The sequence below is a fragment of the Billgrantia campisalis genome (assembly GCF_022341425.1).
Taxonomy (GTDB): Bacteria; Pseudomonadota; Gammaproteobacteria; order Pseudomonadales; family Halomonadaceae; genus Halomonas; species Halomonas campisalis.
This window is the reverse complement of the sequence record NZ_JABFUC010000006.1, coordinates 86,825-108,765: the sequence shown is the minus strand read 5'-3', so window position 1 is coordinate 108,765 and position 21,941 is coordinate 86,825. Positions and strand designations below refer to the sequence as shown.

Below are 21,941 nucleotides of genomic sequence, written 5' to 3'. Positions count from 1 at the left end.
CGGTCCGGTGTTCGTCGCGGGCGGAAGCGGCGACATCGTCCGCGCCCGGCCACGTCGTATGAATTCAATGGCGGGTATTGTACCGGCATGGCGGGGGGTTGGACAGCGCGGCCGCCAGAAGCGGCCGCGCCATAGGCGCCCCACGCGGGGAGTGAGAGGCGCCGGGGCAGGTCAGCGAATGGGGGCAAGGCCCTCGGGGAGCCGCGCTATTCCCCCAGTCTCAGCGCCACGAACAGCGAGCGGCCATCGCGGTAGAGACGCACCGGCAGCGCGCGCTCAGCCGACAGCGTCTTGGCCAGCTCGGCCAGCTGTGCCGGGCTCTCCACCCGCTGGTGATCGATACTGACGATGATGTCGCCCGGGCGGATCCCGGCCTCGGCTGCCGCCCCCTGGCTCTCGACCTGGCGCACCTGCACGCCCGACTCGATGCCCAGCCGCTCGCGCTCGGCGGCCTCGAGTTCGGCCACTACCATGCCCAGGCGCTCGTAGCCGCTAGGCTCAGTGGGGCGCTCGGCGCGCTCCCCCGTTTCGGGCCAGTCGGCAATGGTCACCGTCTCGGTGGTCCGCTCTCCGTCACGCATCAGGGTCAGCTCGACGGCATTGCCGGGCACCACGCGACCGATCAGGCGCGGCAGGGTGCTGGAGCGTTCGACCTCTTCACCGTCAACCTCGAGAATGATATCGCCGGCCCGCAGGCCATCGCGAGCGGCCGGCCCTTCCGGGTCGAGGTCGGCGATCAGCGCCCCACTGGGGCTGTCCATGCCGAACGACTCGGCCAGATCACGGGAGACCGGCTGGATCATCACCCCCAGCCAGCCGCGGCGCACCCGTCCGTCGTCGCGGATCTGGTCGGCCACCCCCATGGCCACGTTGATGGGAATGGCAAAGGAGAGCCCCATGAAGCCGCCGCTGCGGGTGAAGATCTGGGCATTGATACCGACCACTTCCCCGTCGAGATTGAACAGCGGCCCGCCCGAGTTGCCCGGGTTGATGGCCACGTCGGTCTGGATGAAGGGCACATAGGCGTCACGCGGCAGCGTGCGGTTGATGGCGCTGATGATCCCGGCGGTCACCGAGTGCTCGAAGCCGAAGGGAGAACCGATGGCGGCAACCCATTCGCCGACCTTCAGCTCGTCGGAGTCGCCGATCGCCAGGGTCGGCAGATCATCCGCCTCCACCTTGAGCAGGGCCACGTCGGTCTGGCTGTCGGCGCCAATCAGCTCGGCCTCCAGCTCGCGCCGGTCGGCAAGGCGCACGATAATCTCGTCGGCGCCTTCGACCACATGGGCGTTGGTCAGGATGTAGCCATCGGCGCTGATGATGAAGCCTGAGCCCAGCGACTGGCGCTCCTCGCTGCGGCCACCGCCGCCCGGCGGCTGCGGAAACCGATCGCCGAAGAAGTGGCGGAAGATATCGGGAATCTCCTGCCCCCCGAACCCCTGGAAGGGATCGCGCCGCTCCACCACCCGGGTCGACGCGATGTTGACCACCCCCGGGGCGGCCTGCTCGACCAGTTCGGTGAAGTCCGGCAGGTCGCGGGCCATGGCCGACTGCCAGGCCATCATCAGCGCGGCCATGACCGCCCAGAGGGAAAGGTGTCGCATCATTGGCTTCATGAAATGCTCCTGCGTCCGCTTGCTTGTTCTCGACATGTGGTGATCTGGCATGAACGGCTCACTCGCACTGATCGGCAGCGCCACCGTAGCGGCGCACCCCCTCCTCTCGTATCGACTATTGGGCGACGTCCTCCCATATCAGGTTCTCGGCAACCTGCACCAGCACCCGCGGCGGCAGCTCGCCCATGACCACCAGCTGCATCAGCTGGTCTTCCAGCGTCAGGTGACGCACCACGGCCAGTGAGATCCCCAGCCGATGCAGGCCGGGTATCAGCCGTTCGCGCCCCTCCTCGAGCGGCTCGACAAACAGGCTCAGGGTGGAGAGGCCATCGCTGTAGATGCGATGCCCAACCCGGTCACTGTGCCAGCGGCTGCGGGTATCGACGGGCTGGGCGATGAAGCCCTCGGGCAGCCAGCCCGGCTGCCACGGCAGCACAGGCGGTTCCCGGCGGGCATCGAGCACCACGCTGCCCTCATAGAGGCGCGGCTGCTCGAGTTCGGTCAGCTGGAAGGTTTCCACCACCCGCCCCTGCTCGTCGATCAGCTCCTGCTTCATCGGCAGGGCGGTCTGCTGATCGAGCCAGAGCCGATGACCGAAGCGCAGGTTGTCCAGGGGCTCGATGTCCAGCCGCACCACCCGCCGGCTCGCGATGCGCTCCTCACCGCCCAGCGTGAGGCGATAGTGCTGATCGAGATGCCGGGCGATCCCTTCCGGCGAGGCAGGCACCTCGCCTTCACCGTCGGACCAGCTCAGCCGGCCGATCCGTCCACGGCGCTCGAAGACCACTGCCGGCCCATCGAGGAAGCGCGCCACTTCGCGCTCGACGCCGTCCTGAATATCGTGAGACAGCGCCAGGGTACGGACACCGTCGATGCCGATCCGCACGGCGCGGGCCTGAAACACATAGCAGTGGTTGGCCCAGAGACTGCGTTCGAACCACGCCTGGGCCGTCTTCGGCGCCGGCCAGTCGGCCAGCTGTTGACAGTCGAAATGCTCATCCTCCTCGGTGGCCACCGCCCCGGCGGCGGCCATGAGGGGCAGACCTACCAGGGCCAGCAGCACCAGACGCCACCCTGTGCGCCGGGCGGCCATTAGCGCTGCCCCAGTGTCTCGCTACCGGATGCGCGCAGCAGCGGCATCCAGGCATCGCCGCTGGGATAGGCGGCTCCCTCGGCGTGGCGGTCAAGGTAGGACTGCAACAGCCGCGCCTGTTCCTGGTCGGCACGCAGCGACTGGCGCGGGTTGGGTGCCATGAACAGCGGACCGTCGAAGCCGGCACCGACCGGCATGATACCGGAGGGCCTGCCGCCGCTGGGGGCAAACAGCGGCGAGCTGGACGCGGCCAGCTGCCCGCCGCCGCCAAAGGCGGAAGACTCCGGCATGCGCTGATCCGCCGCCGGCGCTGACGATGCGTCACCGCCGCCGGCCACCTCGGACGGACTACCCGCGAACTGTCCATCCCCAAAATAGCCGCTGCCGTTGTAGAACTGCACGCCGGTGATCACCATCAGCGACACCGCGGCCGCAATGCCCGCACTGCGGGCAAACGATGGCGCACGGGTCGCCCGACGCACCCCGGTCTCTGCCACCGGCGCCGGCTCCTCTTCGAGGCGCGCCATGATACCGGCAGAGAGATCCGTGCTGACATCGATGTCATGATCCCGTCGCATCAGGCTGCGCATCAGGTGGTAGCGCCGCCAGGCGTCGGCCGCATCGGGCTCGTCTTCCAGAGACTTCAGCACCCGACGCAGCTCGAGATCATCACCTTCGTTGTCCATCAGGGCAGAAAGCGATTCCCGTGCGTTCTGACTCATTTTTTCACACCCTCTACTCTCAAGGCGCCCGCCTTGCATTCAATGTAATCCCGGCATTCCCCGCTGCGGCTGGGTCCTGGTGGGAATGCCGACACACTCCTCGTACATCGGTCACAGCTTCTGACGCCAACGGCGCCCGACAGTTCAGCACCGTGGCGAAAACCCTGCTTAGCTCCCGCCTTCAGTTACCGACTCGCGGGTTCTATGGGTGGTGACCAGGGGCTGAATATGCTGATCGACCGCCTCTCGTGCGCGAAAGATCCGCGAGCGCACCGTCCCCACCGGACACTGCATGATATTGGCAATATCCTCGTAGGAGAGCCCGTCGAGTTCGCGCAGGGTTATCGCCGTGCGCAGATCGTCGGGCAGATTCTCGATGGCCTCGAACACCGCCGCCTCGAGCTGATCGCGCGCCATGGCGGCCTCGGGTGTCTCGATATCGGCCAGCCGTCCGCTGTGGTCGACCACCTCGGCATCGACGATATCCAGGTCGCTGCCGGGGGGGCGGCGCCCCCGGGAGACCAGGTGATTCTTGGCGGTATTGATGGCAATACGATACATCCAGGTGTAGAAGGCGCTTTCCGCCCGAAACTTGCCCAGCGCCCGATAGGCCTTGATGAACGCCTCCTGGGCCACATCCTGCACCTCGGCATGATCCTGCACATAGCGCCCGATCAGGCCAATGATCTTGTGCTGATACTTCCTGACCAGCAGGTCGAAAGCACGATTATCCCCCTGCTGGGCGCGCTCCACGAGCTGCTGATCGGTTTCCCGGTTGCCCATTCACACCCTCCCCGACCGGGAGAGCCCCTGTTGAATGGCGGGTAAGTGAAACGTCGAAACGGTGTCTGAATGCATGGTGTCAACCTGGTGCCAGTCGGCAGCTGATATCCCTAAAAATGGTGTACCTGTCGAAGACAGGCCAGTGTTCCTGTTTCTTGCCCGTGCATCAAGCCGGCTACCCCGAGCGCGCCGGGGCCCGCGTTGTGACAGGATGCGCCGCACGCGGGTTCCCGCGGCAATTGATTTTTTCCTGGCCCCGGGGTGATAGTAGGATATCGTCCTTGCCTTCAACGCTTCACGATACAGGTATCACAATGTCCGATCAGCAGGTCAGCAACCTCAATGTCCTCTCCCAGGATGTCCTGATCACCCCCGAGACGCTCAAGCAGGAAATTCCGCTAAGCGAAGCCGCAGAACGCACCGTGATCGAAGGGCGCGAGACGATCCAGAACATCCTCGACGGCTCCGACCCGCGGCTGCTGGTGGTGATCGGGCCCTGCTCCATTCATGACGTGGATGCGGCCCTGGACTATGCGCGCCGCCTTCGGCGCCTGGCCGATGAGGTCAAGGATAGTGTATTCGTGGTGATGCGGGTCTACTTCGAGAAACCCCGTACCACCGTGGGCTGGAAGGGGCTGATCAACGACCCCCATCTGAACGGCTCCTTCGAGATCGAGGAAGGCCTGCACATCGCCCGCCGGCTGCTGGTGGAGCTCTCCGAGCTGGGCCTGCCGCTGGCCACCGAGGCGCTGGACCCGATCTCGCCGCAGTACCTGCAGGACTGCATCAGCTGGTCGGCCATCGGCGCTCGCACCACCGAATCCCAGACCCACCGCGAGATGTCCTCGGGCCTCTCCAGCCCCGTGGGCTTCAAGAACGGCACCGACGGCAGCCTCGACGTGGCGATCAACGCCCTGCAGTCGGTGTCGCATCCGCATAACTTCCTGGGCATCAACCAGAGCGGCCAGGTGGCGATCATCCGCACCCGCGGCAACCGCTATGCCCACGTGGTGCTGCGCGGCGGCAACGGCAAGCCCAACTACGACAGCGTCAGCGTGGCGCTGGCCGAGCAGGAGCTGCGCAAGGCCGGCATCCAGGCCAACATCATGATCGACTGCTCCCACGCCAACTCCAACAAGGACCCGGGGCTGCAGCCGCTGGTGATGGAGAACGTCACCAACCAGATCCTCGAAGGCAACCAGTCGATCATGGGCCTGATGGTGGAGTCCAATATCGGCTGGGGCAACCAGAAGATCACCGACGACCACAGCCAGATGCAGTACGGCGTCTCCGTCACCGACGCCTGCATCGACTGGGATACCACCGAGGAGGCCATGAAGCGAATGGCCCAGAAGCTCGCCCCGGTGCTGCCCAAGCGCAAGGCGTGACCGCTCGCTCCCGTCGGTAGTGCATCGGGCCCGCCAACGGCGGGCCCGATGCATTGGGACCTCGTCCAGCTGCCTAGCCGCCGTCGATCTCGCGAACGAAGGGCGGCAAGGCATCGAGCAGCGCCCGCCCGTAGCGGCGCGTCAAGACGCGGCGATCCAGCAGGGTGATCCGCCCCCGGTCGGCCTCCTTGCGAATCAGCCGACCGCAGGCCTGCACCAGCTTGATCGAGGCGTCCGGTACGCTGATCCGCATGAAGGGGTTGCCCCCCTGGCTCTCGATCCACTCGGCCAGGGTCGCCCCCACCGGGTCGTCGGGCACCGCGAACGGCAGGCGGGTAATCACCACGTGGGTCAGGTAGTCGCCGGGCAGGTCGATGCCCTCGGCGAAGCTGGCCAGGCCGAAGATGATGCTGCCTTCCCCTTCGTCCACCCGCCCCCGGTGGCGCTCGATCAGCTCGCGCTTGGGCAGCCGATCCTGGGCCAGCACCCGCTGACGACAGGCCGGCGACAGCGCCTTCTCCACCGCACGCAGCTGCGCCCGCGACGAAAACAGCACCAGCACCGCCTCATCCTCACCGAGCGATTCGACGAAGTCGACGATGGCCCGCTCGTGCCCATCGCGGTCGGCGGGATCGCAGGCCTCGCGGGGCACGCTGAGCACCGCCCGAGAGTAGTCGAAGGGGCTTGGCAGGCGCTGGTAGCGATAGCGATTGGCCAGCCCGGCACGCTCCTGGAGCCGCTCGAAGCGACCCAGCGCGGTCAGGGTGGCCGAGGTGACCACCGCCCCGTAGCAGCCCCCCCACAGGGTCTTGGCCAGGGTCGGCGCCGCCGAGACCGGGCTGGCGGCAAAGGTCAGCTCCGGCTCACCGCTGATACGCTCCAGCATCAGCCAGCGGGCCTGCGGGGCCTCGCCCCCCTCGTCCTGGGCGGCGTAGGCCTGCCACAGGGCGTGGGCTTCCAGGGCCCTGCCGTGCAGCAGCGCCACCAGCGGCAGCCAGGCTTCGGCCTGCTCCCGGGCAAGCCCGGTGTGCTTGTCCGGGTCGAGGCTCTCGCGCAGGATATCGCTCATGCTCTCCAGGGTCCGCGCCAGCTCGGCGAACCCCACCAGCAGGGTCGCGGCGTGGTCGCGCAGCGCCTCGGGCACCCGCCCCATCGCGAAGCGATGCTGGCGGCTCTCCTCGTCCTCGCCCAGCCCCTGGGGGCAGCCGGCCAGCTGATGCCCCAGGGCGAAGGCCTCGCCCAGCCGGGGCTCCAGTGCCCCGACGGTCTCGGGCAGGGTTGCCAGCAGGCGCGCCAGGGCCGGCTGCACCGCCAGCGCCTGGTTTAGCTCGGTCAGCGACTTCTTCAGGCTGCCCAGCCAACGCAGCGCCCCCGCCACGCCAACCCGGTGGGTGAAGTGATTGAGCGCCTTGTCGGGCAGGTGGTGCCCTTCGTCGAAGATATAGATGCAGTCGCCGGGAGGCGGCAGCACCACCCCGCCGCCCAGCGAGAGGTCGGCCAGCACCAGGTCGTGATTGGCGACGATGATGTCGGCACTCTCCAGGTCTCGCCTGGCACGAAAAAAGGCGCAGGCGGCAAAGTGGCCGCAGCGACGATTGGTGCACTGGCGATGGTCGATGGTCAGGCGCCGCCAATCGGTATCCGGGACGGCCTCGGGCCAGCTTTCGCGATCCCCTTCCCAGCGGCCGCTGCCGTATGCCTCGGCCATCTCGGTCACCAGGGCCTTGAAGCCATCGCCGGCCTCCTGCACCAGGCTCTGCTCGAACAGCGACAGGGTGGGATTACCGGTGACACCGTCGAGGGCCTGCTCGAGACGCGCCACGCACAGGTAGCGCCCGCGCCCCTTGGCCAGGGCGTAGGCAAAGTCCAGGCCGCTATGGGCCTTGAGCGATGGGAGGTCCTGGTGCAGCACCTGCTCCTGCAGCGCCACGGTGGCGGTGGCGATCACCAGCCGCTTGCCACGCGCCTTGGCCACCGGCAGCGCCGCCAGCAGGTAGGCCAGGGTCTTGCCGGTGCCGGTGCCCGCCTCGAGCACGCAGACGTGCTCGTCGGAGAGGCGCTTGCCGGCGTCATCGGCCTCGATGGCGCTGAGCGTCCGGGCGATCTCGGCGATCATCAGCCGCTGGCCGTAGCGCGGCGTCAGCCCCTGGGCCTCCAGTACGCGGCGGTAGGCGGCCTGTATCTCGCCCTTGAGGGCCTCGTCCAGCATGGCCTCACTCTCTAGAGAACTTAAGGGGAATGGCTTACCTGAGGGAGCCGGGGACAGGTTGAAGAGGAGGTCTTTTGCCATGGGTGAGGAGCACTGCTCCGAACGGGCTGGCCATGGATGGCCAGCCCCGGTCCTGCAAGCGGAGCAGGATGCGAGAGCGAAGCAGGGCAAAAGTAGCGCCCAGGGAAGGGTTCACAGCGCCTCCTCGTAAACCTGTCGACGGCTCCGAAGCCACCAGCAACGCCCAGATGCTCCCCAGTCAGCCGCCGCTGGGGAACAAGGCGTTACAGCAGCCCCTCGGGCGGATGCTCGCAGGGCAGCTTGTCGTTGATGTAGCGCTCGATCTCCGGCAGCGAGAAGGCGTCCTCCTCACCGACGAAACTGATCGACACCCCGGCGGCCCCGGCACGGCCGGTACGCCCGATACGGTGGACGTAGTCCTCCGGGTCTTCCGGCAGGGTGTAGTTGATCACATGGCTGACATCCTCGATATGGATGCCACGGCCGGCGACATCGGTGGCCACCAGCACCTGGATCTCGCCCTCGCGGAAGCTCTCCAGGGTCTTAATGCGCTGGGCCTGGGGGACGTCGCCGGAGAGCATGGCGGCGTTGATGCCGGCCTTCTTCAGCAGCTCATCGAGCTTGCGCACCAGGTCGCGGCGATTGCCGAAGACCATCACCCGGTCGAAGCTCTCCTGCTGCAGCAGATTCACCAGCAGGCGCTGCTTGTCCTCGTCGCTGACCAGGTAGACCCGCTGATCGATATTGGCGGAGTTCTCCACCGTGACTTCGATCTCGACATGGGTCGGCTGATGGGTCCACTGGCTGGCCAGGTTGAGGATGTCCTGGGAGAAGGTGGCCGAGAACAGGAAGGTCTGGCGCTCCTCCTTCTTGGGCGTATGGCGGATGATGCGCTTGACGTCGGGAATGAACCCCATCGACAGCATGCGGTCCGCCTCGTCGAGCACCAGCACCTCGACCTGGGTCAGGTCCACGTCGCGCTTCTCGTGGAAGTCGAGCAGCCGCCCCGGGGTCGCTACCAGGATATCGAGCTTCTTGCCCAGGTTGTCGCGCTGCTTTTGATAGTCCATGCCGCCGACCACGCTGGCCACGTTGAGGTCGGTGAAGCGCGCCAACGCCTTGGCGTCCTTCTCGATCTGCAGCGCCAGCTCGCGGGTCGGCGCCACGATCAGCGCCCGCGGGGCCCCGGGCTTCTGGCCGTCGGGCGCCTCCTCCTCGAGGAAGTAGGCCAGAATCGAGATCAAGAAGGCGGCCGTCTTGCCGGTACCGGTCTGCGCCTTGCCGACCACGTCGCCGCCCAGCAGGGTGTGGGTCAGCGCCTCCGCCTGGATCGGGGTGCAGTACTCAAACCCCAGGGCATGAATGGCCCGCATCAGCGGCAGCGGCAGGTCAAAGTCGTGAAAACGCCACTTGCCCGCCTCGACAGGCACCTGAAACTGGCGCAGATCCCAGTTCGACTGGCGGCGCCGCGGCTTGCGACGACGACGCTTGGGCTTGCGGTTCTGGGCCGGGGCTGTGGTCTGTTCCGACTCGCTCATAGGCTGTATGTCTGTCCGTAGCAGTGGATGGGAAGCCTCGTTCAGTCGGCCATTGTAACAGCCTCCGGCGACGAGGGCGCGCCTGCCGCATCGGGCTGGTAGAATAGGGCGCAATCCGCCATTCCATACCCGAGGGAGTTCGGCCCGATGACACGCCGCAAGAAGACCCGCTCGCTGGCCGACAAGGTGACCATCCGCACCGGCCGGCGCAAGGACTATAAACAGTGGCGCCACGAGAACCCCGACCAGGTGACCTCGTCGCGCCGCTTCACCCAGAAGAAACGCCAGCAGCGCAAGCTGCAGGCCGCCCGCAAGCAGGCCCGCCAGGAAGAGGGCCAGCCGATCGCCATTCATCCCGATGGCCCGGCCCCGTCCGAGTCCGAGGAGTCGACGGAGTGATGCGCCTGGTCTCCTTCAACATCAACGGTATCCGCGCCCGCCCGCATCAGCTCGAGGCCCTGACCCGGAGCCACCGGCCGGCGGTGATCGGCCTGCAGGAAACCAAGGTCCAGGACAGCGAGTTCCCCCGTGAGGCCGTCGAGGCGCTGGGCTATCGGGTAGTCTTCCATGGCCAGAAGGGCCACTACGGGGTGGCGCTGATGGTCGACACCGCCCAGTGCGGCGAGCCCGAGGCGGTCCACTACGGCTTCCCCGACGACACCGAGGAAGCCCAGCGGCGCATGATCGGCGTCCGCCTGCGCGGCAATGACGGCCAGCCGCTGACGGTGTGGAACGGCTACTTTCCCCAGGGCGAGAACCTGGCCCACCCCACCAAGTTCCCCCACAAGCGGCAGTTCTACTCGCAGCTGGCGCGGCTGCTGGAGGAGAGGCACCGTCCGGATGAGCGCCTGGCGATAATGGGCGACTTCAATATCTCCCCCGAGGACCGCGATATCGGCATCGGCGAGGCCAACCGCAAGCGCTGGCTGCGCGAAGGCAAGACCAGCTTCCAGCCGGAAGAGCGCGAGTGGCTCGAGGGCATCAAGCGCTGGGGGCTCGTCGACAGCTACCGGCTGCGCTACCCCGAGGTCGACGACCGCTTCAGCTGGTTCGACTATCGCTCCAAAGGCTTCGACCGCGAGCCCCGGCGCGGCCTGCGCATCGACTACATCCTGGTCAGCGAGTCGCTGGCGGCCAAGGTCCAGGACGCCGGCATCGACTACGACCTGCGCGGCATGGAGAAGCCCTCCGACCACGCCCCGGTGTGGACCGAACTGGCGATCTGAGCCCCCACCACTCGACTCGGCGTAACGCAACAGACGAAACCCAGCGCGGCCGCCTCCGGGGCGGCCGCGCTGCACTCTGGCGCTTTTCTCTGGGTTCGCGTTATCGAATCACGGTCCAGGCAGTCTTCAGGTAGGCCTCACCATTGGCCCTGACGCCGTCGACATCACCGGTTTCGGACGCAATATGCACCTCTTCCAGGGTATCGGCCAGGGCCGCCAGGTCAGTGTGGAGCTTCTCCAGCGCCACTTCCAGCGTGTAGGTCAACTCATGGACGGCATTGAGGTCATCCATGCTGAGCGTCTCCTGCTCCAGGATCGCGGCCAGGTGGGCATTGTGGGAGGTGAAATTGGCCACCGCCTGCACCAGCGTCTCCGAGGGCAGGGCTTCGAAGTGATCGATACGCGAATGCTCATCGGCCAAGGCGAAAGGCGCGGCGGCGAGCAGGCCCGAAAAGGCAATAGCGATCAGCGGCTTGTGCATGTGTCATCCCCTACTGTTCATGGAGTATCAAAGCGATGGAAAGCGGCAGCCCAAGGCCGCCAAGGCGATATAACGCTACCAATGAACAGAGTTAATGTAAACGATTATCATTGCACCCAATCAACTCAAGGGACCGGGGTCAGGTTTTGGTGCCAGACATTCGGTTCTTTCTCAACCGAGCGCAGCGCCGCAAGCCAGCGTTCGGCCTGCTCGGCGCCTAACGCCTTCGCGGTCTCCAGCGCGCTCTCGGCCACTTCGTCTCGCCCCCAGCCATGGGCAAGCTGGCCGAGGCGCAGCCAGTCCTCGGCGGCCTGGCTGCGCCGCGCCATGGCCTCCCAGGCGGCGAGTGCCCGGTCGCGGTCACGGGCGGCCTGCCAGGCCCGGGCCAGCAGCCGGCGATGTTCCAGGCTGTCGTCGAGCGCCTGCTCCTCCAGCGCGGCCTGGAGATACTCCGCGGCCCGCGCCGGCGTTCCCGCCACGAGGTGTAGCTCGATGCGCTGCCGCAGATCCGCCTCGCCGGCCAGCACCCCCAGGCGCCAGCCGGCTTCCCATAGCGCCGTGGCTCGCTCGGGATCGCCCAGCCGCTGGGCCAGCGCCGCGGCGCGGCGCCAGGCCTGGGGATCGGACGCCGCATCCAGCCCTGCCTCCAGGCGCGCCAAGGCGTCTCCCCCGCGATCGACTCGCTGGTAGACCGCTGCCGCCAGGGCCTGGCGCCCGGCATCCGGGGCGTCGTCCACCGCCAGCGCCCGGTCGACCCAGCGCGCGGCTTCCTGCCAGCGCTCCAGCTCCGCCAGGGCGCGCCCCAGCCGCCAGCGGTCATCGGCGCCGCCCGCATGACGCTCGTGCCACTCCAGTAGCAGCGCCACGGCCGCCTCCCGTTGCCCCGCCGCCAGGCGCAATCCTGCCTCCTCCTTCAGCCAGCGGTCGCGCTGAGACGACGGGGCCTCTTGAACGCGGCGGGCCTGGGCCAGGTGATCGGCGGCCACTTCGCGCCGCCCCGCCCTGGCCTCGGCCCCGGCCGCCAGCTGGCGATACAGGGCGCTGGCCCAGCGATCGGCGGCATTACCCCCCTCCAGGCGCCCGGCCTGGGCGCGAGCGCGCTCACCGACCCGGTCGTGTTCACCCTGCTGCAGCTCACGCTGCATCCGCTCCAGGTCGGCGATGATATCGCCGGGCAGCGCCGGGGGGGCGGCCGCCACCGACCCGGCCAGAAGCAGCCAGGCGGCGGCAAACAGCGTGACGACAAGATGGCGGTTCATGGTGTCACCTCAGTTGGAATTCCAGGCGCTGCCGGGCCCGGCGCACTCCCGAGGCGGGCTCGAACTGCCAGCGGGCCACGGCCTGCTCAGCGGCCGAATCGAAGACATTGCGCGGCTGCGACTCGACGACGCGAATGGATGAGCGATCGACGCTGCCATCGGGGCGGATCAGGAACTGCAGCTCGACATGTCCTTCCAACCCGCGCCGCTGGGCTCGCGCCGGGTACTCCGGCGGCACCCGGCTGGTCGGGGCGATCTCGCCGACATCCACCGGCCCCGACTCGGCCGGAGCCGCCTGATCGGTCGTCGGCCCCTCCTGGGCGGCACTGGGCGCCGACGGTGACGGGCTCGGCTCGGCAGCAGGCTCGGGGGGCGGTTCCGGAGCGGGCTCGGGGGGCGGCTCAGGCCGCGCCTCGCTGAGCTCCGGCAGGCGGCTGTCGAGTTCGGGCGACTCCATCTCCTCCGGCGGCAGCTCGGGCTCCGGCATGGCGATCGGGCTCTCCAGCGGGGGCAATGGCTCGGGCCGCGGTGGCGGACTGGCTTCAACCTGGGGCGGTGGTTCGGGGCTGGGTTCGGCCACTTCTTCCTGCACCGGTTCGGGAGCCTCGACCATGCTCATGCTCATGCTGACGTCGAGCACGTCGAACTCCTCCTCCGGTGGCGTCACCAGCAGCGCCAGCAGCCAGAACAGCAGCAGCGCCAGGGCCACCCCACCCAGCGTGGAAAAGGGAATACGCGTCACGACCGACTCCGGCTGGCCGCCACCGCGACCTGCGCCACGCCGGCCTCGCGAATGCGGTCCATCACCTCGATCAGCAAGCCCGTCGTGGAATCGCGATCGGCCTGGATCACCACCGAGCCGTCATTGCTCACCAGGCCGGCCACCTCGTCACCCACCCGGTGCAGGTCGATGGGCTGGCCATCCACCCAGACAGCGCCCTCGGGGGTGATCGCCACCATCACCTGCGCCTCCGGCTGCGGGCTCGCCGCGCTGGACTCAGGGCGCTGGATCTCGATCCCGCTCTCCTTGATGAAGCTGGTGGTCACGATAAAGAAGATCAGCATGATGAAGACCACGTCCAGCATCGGCGTCAAGTTGACCTCGCCGGCATCGCCGGCGTCACTGCCGCTGCGGCGTCTACGCATGGGATTCCTCCACGGCGCGGGCCAGGCGGTCGTGCAGCCGCTGATCCTCGCGTCGAATGATTTGCTCCAGACGGCTGGTAAAGAGTAGCCCCACCACCGCCACGGCCATGCCGGTGAGCGTCGGCAGGGTCGCCCGCGCCACGCCATCGGCCATGGAGCGGGCCTGGCTGGTATCGCTCAGCGCCAGGCTGTCGAACACCGCGATCATGCCGGTGACCGTGCCCAGCAGGCCCAGCAGCGGACACAGCGCCACCAGCAGCTTGAGCCAGGGCAGCGGACGGCGCAGCCGGGCGATCAGCGCCCGCGTCCAGGCCTCGCGCAGCGTCAAGGCGCTCCAGCTCAGGTGATCGGGGCGTGCCGTCCAGCGATCGATCAGCTGGCGGCGGGCGCGACGATAGGTGATGCGAAAGTACCAGACCCGCTCCAGCGCCAGGCTGAACAGCAGCATGGCCACCAGGGCGATGACCACCAGGATCGCCCCTCCCGCCTCGACCAGGCGCTCCAGAGGCTCAAGCCAGAGCGGCATCACGGGCCTCGCTCCCCAGGGGTGCCTTTGCCGGCGAGCTGCGCCGCTCGAGCTGCTCGGCGAGGGCCGCGCTGGCCTGCCCTTCCATCAGCCCCGCCAGATAGCGACTGCGACCGGCCAGGGCGGTATGGGCGAACAGCAGCGGTACCGCGGTGATCAACCCCAGCACGGTGGTCACCAGCGCCTGGCTGATGCCGCCGGCCATCAGCTGAGGGTCGCCGGTGCCGAACACGGTGATCGCCTGGAAGGTAACGATCATGCCGGTGACGGTCCCCAGCAGCCCGAGCAGCGGCGCGACGGCGGCCAGCAGCTTGACCAACGGCTGGCCGCGCTCGAGTCTTGGCAGTTCGGCCAGCACCGCCTCGTCGAGCCGAGCCTCCAGCGCTTCGGGCACCGGATTGGCATCGAGCGAGCGAAAGCGCTGCAAGACTCGCCCGAGCGGATTGTCATCCCGCAGCCGGCTCAGATCGCGCACCTGGCGGCGCATGGTCAGGCTGACGCGCAGCAGATAACCGTACTGCAGCAGCGCCACCAGCAGCCCGATGCCGCCCAGGGTGACCACCACGTAGCCCACGGCACCGCCCTGATGAAAGCGCTCGATCAGGCTCGGTCGCTGGGCCAACGCCGAAATGACCTGGCCACGGGTCGGGTCGAGGGCCAGCGTGCGCGATTCTCCGCCGTGGAAGGCCACCAGGCTGGCGGCCACATCGGGCGGCGTGCGCTCGACCACCGACAGCGTCTGGTCGTCGGCACCTCGACGCAGCAGCTCACCGTCGGTAAAGGCTGCGAAATCACCCAGTCGAATCACCTCGCGGGATGCAATCTGACCATCGGCGGCAGCCACCGGCGCCTCGAAGCGCACCGCTCTGCCGGTATCGACGGTGAGTGCCATCAGGCGGTCGACGAACGCCTCCAGCTGGCCAAGCTCGAGCACCTCGGCATCGTTCAGCCGCGGCGGTAGCTCGGCCCCGGCCAGCGTGAGCCAGCTGTCACCCAGGGTATCGCGCAGCTCACCGCTGTGGCGGACGAGCGAAGCCAGCACGGCTTCGAGATCGTCGCCCTGCTCCTGGCGGCGGGCTTCGAGCTCGGCCTGGCGCTCGCTCAAGGCCTGCGCCTCGGCCTGCAGCTCGGCATTCAGGGCTTCCGCCTGCTCATGGGCGGCGCGAGCCTCCTCGAGGGCGGCTTCCAGCGCATCGCGATCCTCGAGCAGTTCGGTCAGTCGCGCCCGATCGCGAGCCTCGGCGGCCTCGCGCTCGGCGCGCAGCGAACTCAGCGGCTCAGACTGGGCCTGCGCCAAGACCGGCACCGCCAGAAAAGCGGCAATCAGCACCACAATCAGGAGTCTCAGCGATCTCATGTGTCGCCCTCCCCGGCCGGCTCGAGCAGCGGCGAGATGGGCAGCGTGAGCAGCTCCGGAGCACGCTGGTCACGCGCGATGCGCAGCCCGCTGCGCACCTCCCGGCGCTGGGCCTCGCCAAGCGATGCCCATGCCTGGGACGCCTCTTGCCAGACACCGCCGTCGCGGCCGTCAGGGGTCAGGTAATAGAAACCGACGCGCCCCAGTCGCAGAAAATCCACCTCACGGCGCTCCTCACCCTCACCGAGATAGCCGCGCCAGGCGTCGAACTCGCGGCCGTAGGCCAGCTCGGCTCGCCATGCACCGACGATGCGCTCCCAGCGCTCGGCGGTGGAAAGCTCCCCACTCTGGGCATTCAAACTGGCCACTCGCGCCTGGCGCGCTTCGCGCAGGAACGGCATGTCATTGTCGATCCATTGGCCGAGCCGCTCGACCAGGCGCTGCTGGAGCAGCGGCAGGGCTTCACGGGTTTGCTCCAGGGTATCCAGCGCCGCCTCGCGACGGTCGAGCGTCTCGGCCAGGCGCGCGTTGCGCGGGGCGAGCCCGGCGTTCTCCTGCGTCAGACGACGCGCGCCGCGCTCCAACTCGCGCAACTCCTCGAGCATGGCGCGCGACTCATCATCGGCGGCATCGATGCGCGACTGCAGCTCGGCCTGGCTGCGCTGCGCCTCTCTCGCCTCCTGCTGAAGCGTGCTATCGCCAAGCGCCGGCAGCGCCACCAGCGCACCGCTGAGCAGCAGCCAGCCAAGGCGTCGGAATTGAGTCGGGGTGTCACACACGTGGCTTCTCCAGGACCCGCCTCCTCGGCAGGTGTTGTCGACGACTCGCGTCGCCTCGATGTTTCGCACTCTTGCCACCGGCCTTGCCCCAGCGGGGCGCGGCACAGGCATCGAATACAAATGATTATCTATTGCATATCAAGGTGGATCGCTATAGGGTACCACTATAAAAACAAATGACAATCTCTATCGTTTGCATAAGAAACTCTTTCACATCAAGAGACTTCACATCAGAGACAAGGGACTTTCATGATGCCTCACTTGCACCATGCGCTGCGGCGCACCCCGCTGGTCGCCGCCCTCTCCGCCGTTATGGCACTGCCCGCCCAAGCCGAGGAGCTGGACACCCTGGTGATCTCGGCCAGCGGCTTCGAGCAGACCATCGAACTGGCCCCGGCGAGCATCTCGATCATCACGCGAGAGGAGCTCGAGGAGCGCCACGTCACCAACCTGGCCGAGGCTGTACGCGGCATCGAGGGGGTCAACAGCCGCCCGCTGGACGCCCGTTCCGGCAAGACCGGCAATCAGACCGTGAGCCTGCGCGGGCTGCCCAGCGAGTACACCCTGGTGCTGATCGACGGAGTGCGCCAGAACGTCTCGGCCACGGTGGCACCCAACGCCTTCAACGACTCTCAGTCGACCTTCATCCCGCCGATTGCTGCCATCGAGCGTATCGAAGTGGTCCGCGGCCCCATGTCGACGCTGTACGGCTCCGATGCCATCGGCGGGGTGATCAACATCATCACCCGCCGGCCCGGCAACGAATGGCGTGGCGCGGGCTCCATCGCCACCGAGCACTTTTCCGACGCCGACTTCGGTGGCACCACGATCACCGAGGGCTACGTCAGCGGCCCGATCTCCGAGCACCTGGGCCTTCAGCTCTACGGTCGCCTGCTGGAGCGCGCGGCGTCCTCCATCGACATTCCCGGCACCGAGCCCAGCCTGACCGATAACCGCACCATGGGCCAGAATCCTACCAAGGCCAACGTCGAGACTTTCGGCGGCGAGCTGGTGCTGACGCCCCATGATAGCCATGACATCAGCCTGCGCTTTGATACCACGCAACAAACCCTGAATAACCGATTCGGCCAGGTGGGCCGCTTTACCGGTACCGGCAACGCGCCGGAGGATTTCGAACGCGGCTACTCACGTGAGCTGGTCTTTGAGCGCGATCAGTTCCGCTTGAGCCATCGCGGCGATTTTGCGTTCGGTCAGTTGGACACCTCCCTGACCCGGGATATCGTCGAAACCAAGGGACGCACCATCAATGCCGGCGCGGTACCCGATGCCGACCGCTTCGGCACGGCGCGCCAGCTCAAGCTGACCACCGATATCCTCGACACCCGGCTGACCAACGTCTTCGGCGATCACCTGGTCACCCTGGGCGGTCAGTATCTGGACGCCACCTTCAAGGACGGCTTCCTGCCGGAGGATGTCACCCGCGACCAGTACAGCCTCTTTGCCGAGAACGAGTGGCAGGCCACCCAGCGCCTGGCACTGACCGGCGGGCTGCGCTATGACAAGTATGCCGGCATCAGCGGCGAGTTCACCCCCCGCGCCTACGCGGTGTTCGAGGCCACCGACGAGTGGACCCTCAAGGGTGGCGCCGGCCAGGGCTTCCGCGCCCCGCTGATGGAGCAGACCTTCGACGGCATCGTGGGCTTCGGCGACGGCGGCAGCGTGCCGCTGTTCGGCGACCCCGACCTCAAACCTGAGCGCAGCACCAACTACGAGGTGTCGGCCCGCTATGACAACCGCCGGGGCTTCATGACCCAGGTCACTGCCTTCCATAACACCCTGAAGGACAAGATCGAGCGCGCCACCGGCGCCAGCGATCGCACCAACGACAATATCGGTGAGTCGCGCATCCAGGGCATCGAACTGGCCTCCTCCTATGCCTTCACCGATACCGTCACCCTATCGGGCAACTACACCTATACCGACAGCGAGCTGAAGGAGGGCGCCACCGCGGCCAGCCTGGTCGGCGACCCCCTGGTCAGCGTGCCGGAGCATATGCTCAACCTGCGCCTCGACTGGCAGGCCACCCCGCAGCTCAACGCCTTCCTGGGTGCCGAGTATCGCAGCAGCGCCTTCCGCCCGCGCAACTTCCACGAGCCGCAGAACGGTGGCAGATCCCAGGGCGCCTATGATGCGCTGGGCGACTTCAGGAGCACTACGATGGTCAACCTGGGAGGTCGCTACCGGGTCAGCGAGCATGTCTCGGTCAACGGCGTGGTCAACAACCTGCTCGACCGCGACTTCAAGGACTATCGTCCCTATGTGCGCGAAGACAACGGCAACATCGCCTACAGCAATGTCTACAACAACCTCTATGGGCCTCGCTCTCTGATGGTGTCACTCAACGTGGACTTCTGACGCCACCTTTACCGGAACTGTATCGATCGCTTTGAGCCAGCCCCGCGCTGGCTCTTTTTCGCGGACCCCCATCAGTGCACCCTGGACGAGCGCGGGTTGCGTCGCCGCAGACGCTGTTCGAGGAGAGAAGCCGACGAGCGTGGGTGGGAGTCACGCTTTAGCATTTGACATGACCGCCACCGAACACCAGAATGAAAATCAGTCTCATCTTGATGACTTATGGTGCCCTATGAACACGGAACGCTCCCAGCTCTATTACACCTGTGTCTTTCTTCACGTCTCCTTCCAGGCCATCCAGAACTCGGTGGCAACCTCTCCAAGGAGAGATGACACGCCCTGCTGGCTCGATGCTCAAACGCTGCGGATGCTGCTCAGTGAATTGCAGCGTTGCCGCCAGGAGGCGGCGCCTTTCAATGAGGTCTGCCAGGCGCTGGATACTGCGATCTACCACTGCGGCCTGTTGATGGCACAGTGCCCCGCCGCCCTCAACCGCCAACTCTGCCAGCACCACCTCGAAGCCATCATGGCGCCGCTCAAGGAAGCCACCTCACAGCTTTCCGGCACTGCCAACCGCGCATCAGCCAGACGTGCATCATCGCCCAGCCAGCGGCTGCGTGGCTGGCTGGGGTGGTAAGAGGTGCCCCTAAGCGCCGACCACATCTCGTCCCAGCGATACCCTTACCAGCCGTTCGGCGAACCACTGCTGGCGAAGTCCCCGCTGCTCATCGAGAATGAGCGCCAGATGCTCTCGTAAGGGGTGGCCATCTGGCAGCGTATCCCGGTGGTCGCGCAATCCCGCCTGTGCCGTCATCTGCGCGGCCGGCAGGTGATCGGGGGTGGCGTGCTGTTCAAGCCACTCCCGGGGCGGCAGCAGCAGATGGGTGGCCCGGCTGGCGAGGGCGAATCCCACCCCGGAAGCGTCGAAATCGCCCAGGTAGCAGTGCGGTTTCGCCGTTGCCGCCCAGGCCTCGGCCAGGGCGGCGAACCCCCCGCCGTAGTGCGTGTCGCCACGATAGACCACCAGCGGATTCCGCCAGCGGGCGCCAGCCACACTGTCGGGGTCGAAGGCGTAGAAGCCGTCGAGGTTTTCCACCTGGATCAGCGCATCAAAGGCCCCCAGGTCGAGCGAGCGCCGGTCGAGGTCGCGATACTCGCGAGTCTCGGCGACCAGGCCGGGCCGCGGTGCGCCGGCAGCCAGGCTCACCAGCACCCGCCTGGCGCGGGGGCTTTCACGCACGCTCTTGGCTTCGAGACTTCCCCGACCGGCCTGTTCGCCGCTGGTCAGGCCGCTGAGGTCAACGTCGATCGCCGGCTGACCCAGCGCGGCCAGGGTGTCATCGATCTGGGTGAGCAGCTCGCGGTCAAAGCGCAGCGCCTTGGTGGAGCGGCGGACACCAAGCTCAATGTCATGCTCGGCGCACCAGGCCTCGATCTCCGCCACAACCTTGCCGCTGCGCGGCTTTTCCACCCCGGGCGCGCGGCGCAGCCGCTCCCGAATCCCGCGCAGCAGCTTGTAGGCGCCGGGCGAGAGGCTCATGCCGGCAGCGCCAGCTGCAGATGAACGTCATGGATCAGACGCAGATGGTTGAAAGGGCTCGCCTGGCTCTCCTCCTGGTGCAGACGAAAGGCGCACTGCTCGCCTCTCGGCAGCCCCTGAAATTCGGCGATCACCTGGAACAGCCAGATCTCGTCGGTCCACGCCATGTCGCTGGCCCGCAGGTAGGCCAGGGCGCTCAGCGCCTCGCCGTCGTGGTCGATCACGGTCAGGTAGAAGCGCTCCACGTCCTGCTTGAGCGCCTGCTGACGGGCGGCCACCAGGCTCGCCTCCTGGGCCTCGGCAGGGCCCGCAGCGGTGACCGTCTGCGGCTTGTGCGGCGGCGCGGGCAGGCGGTGGAGCAGCTCGGTGAGGACCTTGACGTCCAGGTGGCGATCCAGCGCCGGTGCCGCGGCGGCGGTCAGGGGCGTAGCGCGGTTGACCAGTGCCGGTACCTCGCTGCGCCGAGCGTAGTTGCCGGGCACGAAGCCGGGGTGCTCGCGCAGGAAGGCGGCCATGCCCGCCACCAAGCGACTGCGCGACTGCTGCTGACGGAAGCGTGCCATCAGCTCGATGAGCCGCCGCTGCACCTCGCGCAGGCCAGTGTAGTGCTGGCTGAGCTGCTGCTGGAGCTGGCTGATCAGCAGCTTGCGCAGGGCGCCGTCGCTGCCCACCAGCTCGATCAGTTCGTCGAAGTCGATCAGCGCCAGGCCGTCGAGCAGGCGCACGATCTGCTTCTGGGCACGGTCGTTCTCGCGGATCTTGTCGTTCAGGCGGCTGACGAAGCCGAAGTCGCTGTTGAGGCGTTGCCAGAGGCTGTCGATGGCATCGGCGAAGCGCCCGTTGAGGTCGTCCACCTCCTGGCGCAGGCGCAGCAGGTGCTGCTCCTGGCGCCAGTGCTCGCCCAGGTCGCGGGCCTCGCGGTAACTCTGCACCAGGCTGCGCAGCAGTTCCAGGGTCTCCGCCACGTCGGCATTGACGTGACGGCGGCTCTCGTCGGCGAGCATCTCGGCGATCAGCTCGCGCACCTTGGGGGCGAGCTTCACGCCGCCCTGCTCGTCCGGCCGCCACAGGATCCGCGCCGCCAGCAGCTTGCGCAGGGCCGCCTCGCTCAACGCCGCCAGCGGCACCTCGTCCCGGGTGTAGCCGGCCATCAGCGCCTCGGCGTGCTTGCCAAGCAGCGCCAGTCGCTCGGCGCCGGTGCTGACCAGGCGGCTCTCCAGGGCATGGGGATCATGCGTATCGGCCCCGATCACAGCAGCGCCTCCTGGGTGGCGGCCCCCTCCTCCTCGACGGGCAGGTTCTCCTCGTCGCGGATGAAGCGCACCAGGTCGATCAGGTAGTCGATCTTGCCGGTGACCAGGTAGACCTGGCGCTCGGCATGGGGCTGGAGCAGGTAGCCGTGCTCTCTGAGGCGCTTGAAGACCTGCTTGATCTGGGCGTCGAGCTGCTCGCTCTGGGAACCGAAGAAGCCGTCGGTGGCCAGCCGCTCCAGGCGCTCGCGCAGGCTCTGGTTGTCCTCGCACCTGGCGCTGATCTCGGCGGGTTTGAGCACGTCGCCGGGGGCGATCAGGGCGTCGCGCCCCAGCGCCTCCTGCACCAGCTGCAGCCACTCCAGCAGCGGCAGCAGGCTGTTGACGGTGTCGCCGAGCTGGCGGGAGAGCTGCTCCCGGGCATCGTCGCTCAGCTGGCGCCAGGCCAGGAAATAGACGCTGCCTTCGGGGTTGGCGGCCAGCCGACGATTGAGCGGGCGCAGGTAGGTGTCGATCTGCTCGCGGGTCGCTTCATCCTCCAGGTGACGAAAGGCGCTCTCGTCGCTCACCGCGCAGATGAACTCCCCGGCCAGCAGGCGCTCCAGCAGTGGGCCCAACGCCACCATGGCGTGCT

The 21,941-nt window shown here is 67.4% G+C and carries 21 protein-coding genes; 5 read left to right on the top strand and 16 right to left on the bottom strand.

The window, feature by feature from the left end:
* Positions 1-206: 206 nt before the first annotated feature.
* From HOP52_RS08970 to rpoE, 4 genes are all read right to left on the bottom strand, one after another.
* Positions 207-1,616 carry a DegQ family serine endoprotease gene (locus tag HOP52_RS08970; protein WP_238977036.1) on the bottom strand — a complete coding sequence of 470 codons (1,410 nt, stop codon included), beginning with the start codon at positions 1,614-1,616 and terminating at the stop codon, positions 207-209.
* Between the two features lie 115 nt (positions 1,617-1,731).
* Entirely contained in the window at positions 1,732-2,709 is a 978-nt protein-coding gene (locus tag HOP52_RS08965; protein WP_238977035.1) for a MucB/RseB C-terminal domain-containing protein, read from the bottom strand.
* Positions 2,709-3,431, bottom strand: a complete 723-nt coding sequence (locus tag HOP52_RS08960; RefSeq protein ID WP_238977034.1) for a sigma-E factor negative regulatory protein — start codon at positions 3,429-3,431, stop codon at positions 2,709-2,711. Before HOP52_RS08960 ends, HOP52_RS08965 begins: the two co-directional genes overlap by 1 nt.
* Before the next feature lie 168 nt (positions 3,432-3,599).
* Complete coding sequence (rpoE, locus tag HOP52_RS08955; protein ID WP_238977033.1) at positions 3,600-4,214, bottom strand: RNA polymerase sigma factor RpoE; 615 nt, start codon at positions 4,212-4,214, stop codon at positions 3,600-3,602.
* 314 nt (positions 4,215-4,528) lie between these two features.
* On the opposite strand from rpoE, the gene HOP52_RS08950 reads away from it, so the two are divergent.
* Positions 4,529-5,602: a 3-deoxy-7-phosphoheptulonate synthase gene (locus HOP52_RS08950; RefSeq protein WP_238977032.1), complete on the top strand. Its 1,074-nt coding sequence runs from the start codon at positions 4,529-4,531 to the stop codon at positions 5,600-5,602.
* A gap of 73 nt (positions 5,603-5,675) precedes the next feature.
* Here HOP52_RS08950 and dinG read toward each other — a convergent pair whose 3' ends face one another.
* Positions 5,676-7,811, bottom strand: a complete 2,136-nt coding sequence (gene dinG, locus HOP52_RS08945) for an ATP-dependent DNA helicase DinG (RefSeq protein ID WP_238977031.1) — start codon at positions 7,809-7,811, stop codon at positions 5,676-5,678.
* Between the two features lie 284 nt (positions 7,812-8,095).
* Positions 8,096-9,370, bottom strand: a complete 1,275-nt coding sequence (gene rhlB, locus HOP52_RS08940) for an ATP-dependent RNA helicase RhlB (RefSeq protein WP_238977030.1) — start codon at positions 9,368-9,370, stop codon at positions 8,096-8,098.
* Positions 9,371-9,517: 147 nt separating this feature from the next.
* Here rhlB and HOP52_RS08935 point away from each other — a divergent pair, with 147 nt between their 5' ends.
* Entirely contained in the window at positions 9,518-9,769 is a 252-nt protein-coding gene (locus HOP52_RS08935; RefSeq protein ID WP_238977029.1) for a hypothetical protein, read from the top strand.
* Positions 9,769-10,596, top strand: a complete 828-nt coding sequence (gene xthA, locus HOP52_RS08930) for an exodeoxyribonuclease III (protein ID WP_238977028.1) — start codon at positions 9,769-9,771, stop codon at positions 10,594-10,596. The genes HOP52_RS08935 and xthA overlap by 1 nt, the downstream gene beginning before the upstream one ends.
* Positions 10,597-10,696: 100 nt before the next feature.
* Here the strand turns inward: xthA and HOP52_RS08925 are convergent, their stop codons facing one another.
* The 7 genes from HOP52_RS08925 to HOP52_RS08895 all read right to left on the bottom strand — a co-directional run bounded on the left by HOP52_RS08925 (position 10,697) and on the right by HOP52_RS08895 (position 16,144).
* Complete coding sequence (locus HOP52_RS08925) at positions 10,697-11,077, bottom strand: DUF6746 family protein (protein ID WP_238977027.1); 381 nt, start codon at positions 11,075-11,077, stop codon at positions 10,697-10,699.
* A 125-nt stretch (positions 11,078-11,202) separates the two neighbouring features.
* Entirely contained in the window at positions 11,203-12,336 is a 1,134-nt protein-coding gene (locus tag HOP52_RS08920; protein ID WP_238977026.1) for a tetratricopeptide repeat protein, read from the bottom strand.
* Between the two features lie 4 nt (positions 12,337-12,340).
* Complete coding sequence (locus HOP52_RS08915) at positions 12,341-13,078, bottom strand: energy transducer TonB (RefSeq protein WP_238977025.1); 738 nt, start codon at positions 13,076-13,078, stop codon at positions 12,341-12,343.
* Positions 13,075-13,482 (bottom strand): ExbD/TolR family protein, encoded by a 408-nt coding sequence (locus HOP52_RS08910; RefSeq protein ID WP_238977024.1) that lies wholly within the window; start codon positions 13,480-13,482, stop codon positions 13,075-13,077. The genes HOP52_RS08915 and HOP52_RS08910 overlap by 4 nt, the downstream gene beginning before the upstream one ends.
* Positions 13,475-14,008, bottom strand: coding sequence for a MotA/TolQ/ExbB proton channel family protein (locus tag HOP52_RS08905; protein ID WP_238977023.1), 534 nt, complete (start codon positions 14,006-14,008; stop codon positions 13,475-13,477). The genes HOP52_RS08910 and HOP52_RS08905 overlap by 8 nt, the downstream gene beginning before the upstream one ends.
* Positions 13,992-15,365 carry a MotA/TolQ/ExbB proton channel family protein gene (locus HOP52_RS08900; RefSeq protein ID WP_238977022.1) on the bottom strand — a complete coding sequence of 458 codons (1,374 nt, stop codon included), beginning with the start codon at positions 15,363-15,365 and terminating at the stop codon, positions 13,992-13,994. Before HOP52_RS08900 ends, HOP52_RS08905 begins: the two co-directional genes overlap by 17 nt.
* Entirely contained in the window at positions 15,362-16,144 is a 783-nt protein-coding gene (locus tag HOP52_RS08895; RefSeq protein WP_238977021.1) for a DUF3450 domain-containing protein, read from the bottom strand. Before HOP52_RS08895 ends, HOP52_RS08900 begins: the two co-directional genes overlap by 4 nt.
* Before the next feature lie 249 nt (positions 16,145-16,393).
* On the opposite strand from HOP52_RS08895, the gene HOP52_RS08890 reads away from it, so the two are divergent.
* Both HOP52_RS08890 and HOP52_RS08885 read left to right on the top strand, forming a co-directional pair.
* Positions 16,394-18,520 carry a TonB-dependent receptor domain-containing protein gene (locus HOP52_RS08890; protein WP_238977020.1) on the top strand — a complete coding sequence of 709 codons (2,127 nt, stop codon included), beginning with the start codon at positions 16,394-16,396 and terminating at the stop codon, positions 18,518-18,520.
* A 169-nt stretch (positions 18,521-18,689) separates the two neighbouring features.
* Positions 18,690-19,154: a hypothetical protein gene (locus HOP52_RS08885; RefSeq protein ID WP_238977019.1), complete on the top strand. Its 465-nt coding sequence runs from the start codon at positions 18,690-18,692 to the stop codon at positions 19,152-19,154.
* Between the two features lie 9 nt (positions 19,155-19,163).
* Here the strand turns inward: HOP52_RS08885 and HOP52_RS08880 are convergent, their stop codons facing one another.
* Genes HOP52_RS08880 through HOP52_RS08870 form a run of 3 tightly spaced genes read right to left on the bottom strand, consistent with a single transcriptional unit; the run spans position 19,164 to position 21,933 of the window.
* Complete coding sequence (locus tag HOP52_RS08880; RefSeq protein ID WP_238977018.1) at positions 19,164-20,057, bottom strand: DUF7281 domain-containing protein; 894 nt, start codon at positions 20,055-20,057, stop codon at positions 19,164-19,166.
* Complete coding sequence (locus HOP52_RS08875; RefSeq protein WP_238977017.1) at positions 20,054-21,310, bottom strand: hypothetical protein; 1,257 nt, start codon at positions 21,308-21,310, stop codon at positions 20,054-20,056. Before HOP52_RS08875 ends, HOP52_RS08880 begins: the two co-directional genes overlap by 4 nt.
* Positions 21,307-21,933, bottom strand: a complete 627-nt coding sequence (locus tag HOP52_RS08870; protein ID WP_422677702.1) for a condensin complex protein MksE — start codon at positions 21,931-21,933, stop codon at positions 21,307-21,309. The genes HOP52_RS08875 and HOP52_RS08870 overlap by 4 nt, the downstream gene beginning before the upstream one ends.
* Positions 21,934-21,941: the final 8 nt, after the last annotated feature.

What these genes read in the sequence shown, in the direction of transcription:
- HOP52_RS08970 (WP_238977036.1), bottom strand. Translation starts at nt 1,616, where the DNA reads ATGAAGCCAATGATGCGACACCTTTCCCTCTGGGCGGTCATGGCCGCG.
- HOP52_RS08965 (WP_238977035.1), bottom strand. Translation starts at nt 2,709, where the DNA reads ATGGCCGCCCGGCGCACAGGGTGGCGTCTGGTGCTGCTGGCCCTGGTA.
- HOP52_RS08960 (WP_238977034.1), bottom strand. Translation starts at nt 3,431, where the DNA reads ATGAGTCAGAACGCACGGGAATCGCTTTCTGCCCTGATGGACAACGAA.
- rpoE (WP_238977033.1), bottom strand. Translation starts at nt 4,214, where the DNA reads ATGGGCAACCGGGAAACCGATCAGCAGCTCGTGGAGCGCGCCCAGCAG.
- HOP52_RS08950 (WP_238977032.1), top strand. Translation starts at nt 4,529, where the DNA reads ATGTCCGATCAGCAGGTCAGCAACCTCAATGTCCTCTCCCAGGATGTC.
- dinG (WP_238977031.1), bottom strand. Translation starts at nt 7,811, where the DNA reads ATGCTGGACGAGGCCCTCAAGGGCGAGATACAGGCCGCCTACCGCCGC.
- rhlB (WP_238977030.1), bottom strand. Translation starts at nt 9,370, where the DNA reads ATGAGCGAGTCGGAACAGACCACAGCCCCGGCCCAGAACCGCAAGCCC.
- HOP52_RS08935 (WP_238977029.1), top strand. Translation starts at nt 9,518, where the DNA reads ATGACACGCCGCAAGAAGACCCGCTCGCTGGCCGACAAGGTGACCATC.
- xthA (WP_238977028.1), top strand. Translation starts at nt 9,769, where the DNA reads ATGCGCCTGGTCTCCTTCAACATCAACGGTATCCGCGCCCGCCCGCAT.
- HOP52_RS08925 (WP_238977027.1), bottom strand. Translation starts at nt 11,077, where the DNA reads ATGCACAAGCCGCTGATCGCTATTGCCTTTTCGGGCCTGCTCGCCGCC.
- HOP52_RS08920 (WP_238977026.1), bottom strand. Translation starts at nt 12,336, where the DNA reads ATGAACCGCCATCTTGTCGTCACGCTGTTTGCCGCCGCCTGGCTGCTT.
- HOP52_RS08910 (WP_238977024.1), bottom strand. Translation starts at nt 13,482, where the DNA reads ATGCGTAGACGCCGCAGCGGCAGTGACGCCGGCGATGCCGGCGAGGTC.
- HOP52_RS08905 (WP_238977023.1), bottom strand. Translation starts at nt 14,008, where the DNA reads ATGCCGCTCTGGCTTGAGCCTCTGGAGCGCCTGGTCGAGGCGGGAGGG.
- HOP52_RS08900 (WP_238977022.1), bottom strand. Translation starts at nt 15,365, where the DNA reads ATGAGATCGCTGAGACTCCTGATTGTGGTGCTGATTGCCGCTTTTCTG.
- HOP52_RS08890 (WP_238977020.1), top strand. Translation starts at nt 16,394, where the DNA reads ATGATGCCTCACTTGCACCATGCGCTGCGGCGCACCCCGCTGGTCGCC.
- HOP52_RS08885 (WP_238977019.1), top strand. Translation starts at nt 18,690, where the DNA reads ATGACCGCCACCGAACACCAGAATGAAAATCAGTCTCATCTTGATGAC.
- HOP52_RS08880 (WP_238977018.1), bottom strand. Translation starts at nt 20,057, where the DNA reads ATGAGCCTCTCGCCCGGCGCCTACAAGCTGCTGCGCGGGATTCGGGAG.
- HOP52_RS08870 (WP_422677702.1), bottom strand. Translation starts at nt 21,933, where the DNA reads ATGGTGGCGTTGGGCCCACTGCTGGAGCGCCTGCTGGCCGGGGAGTTC.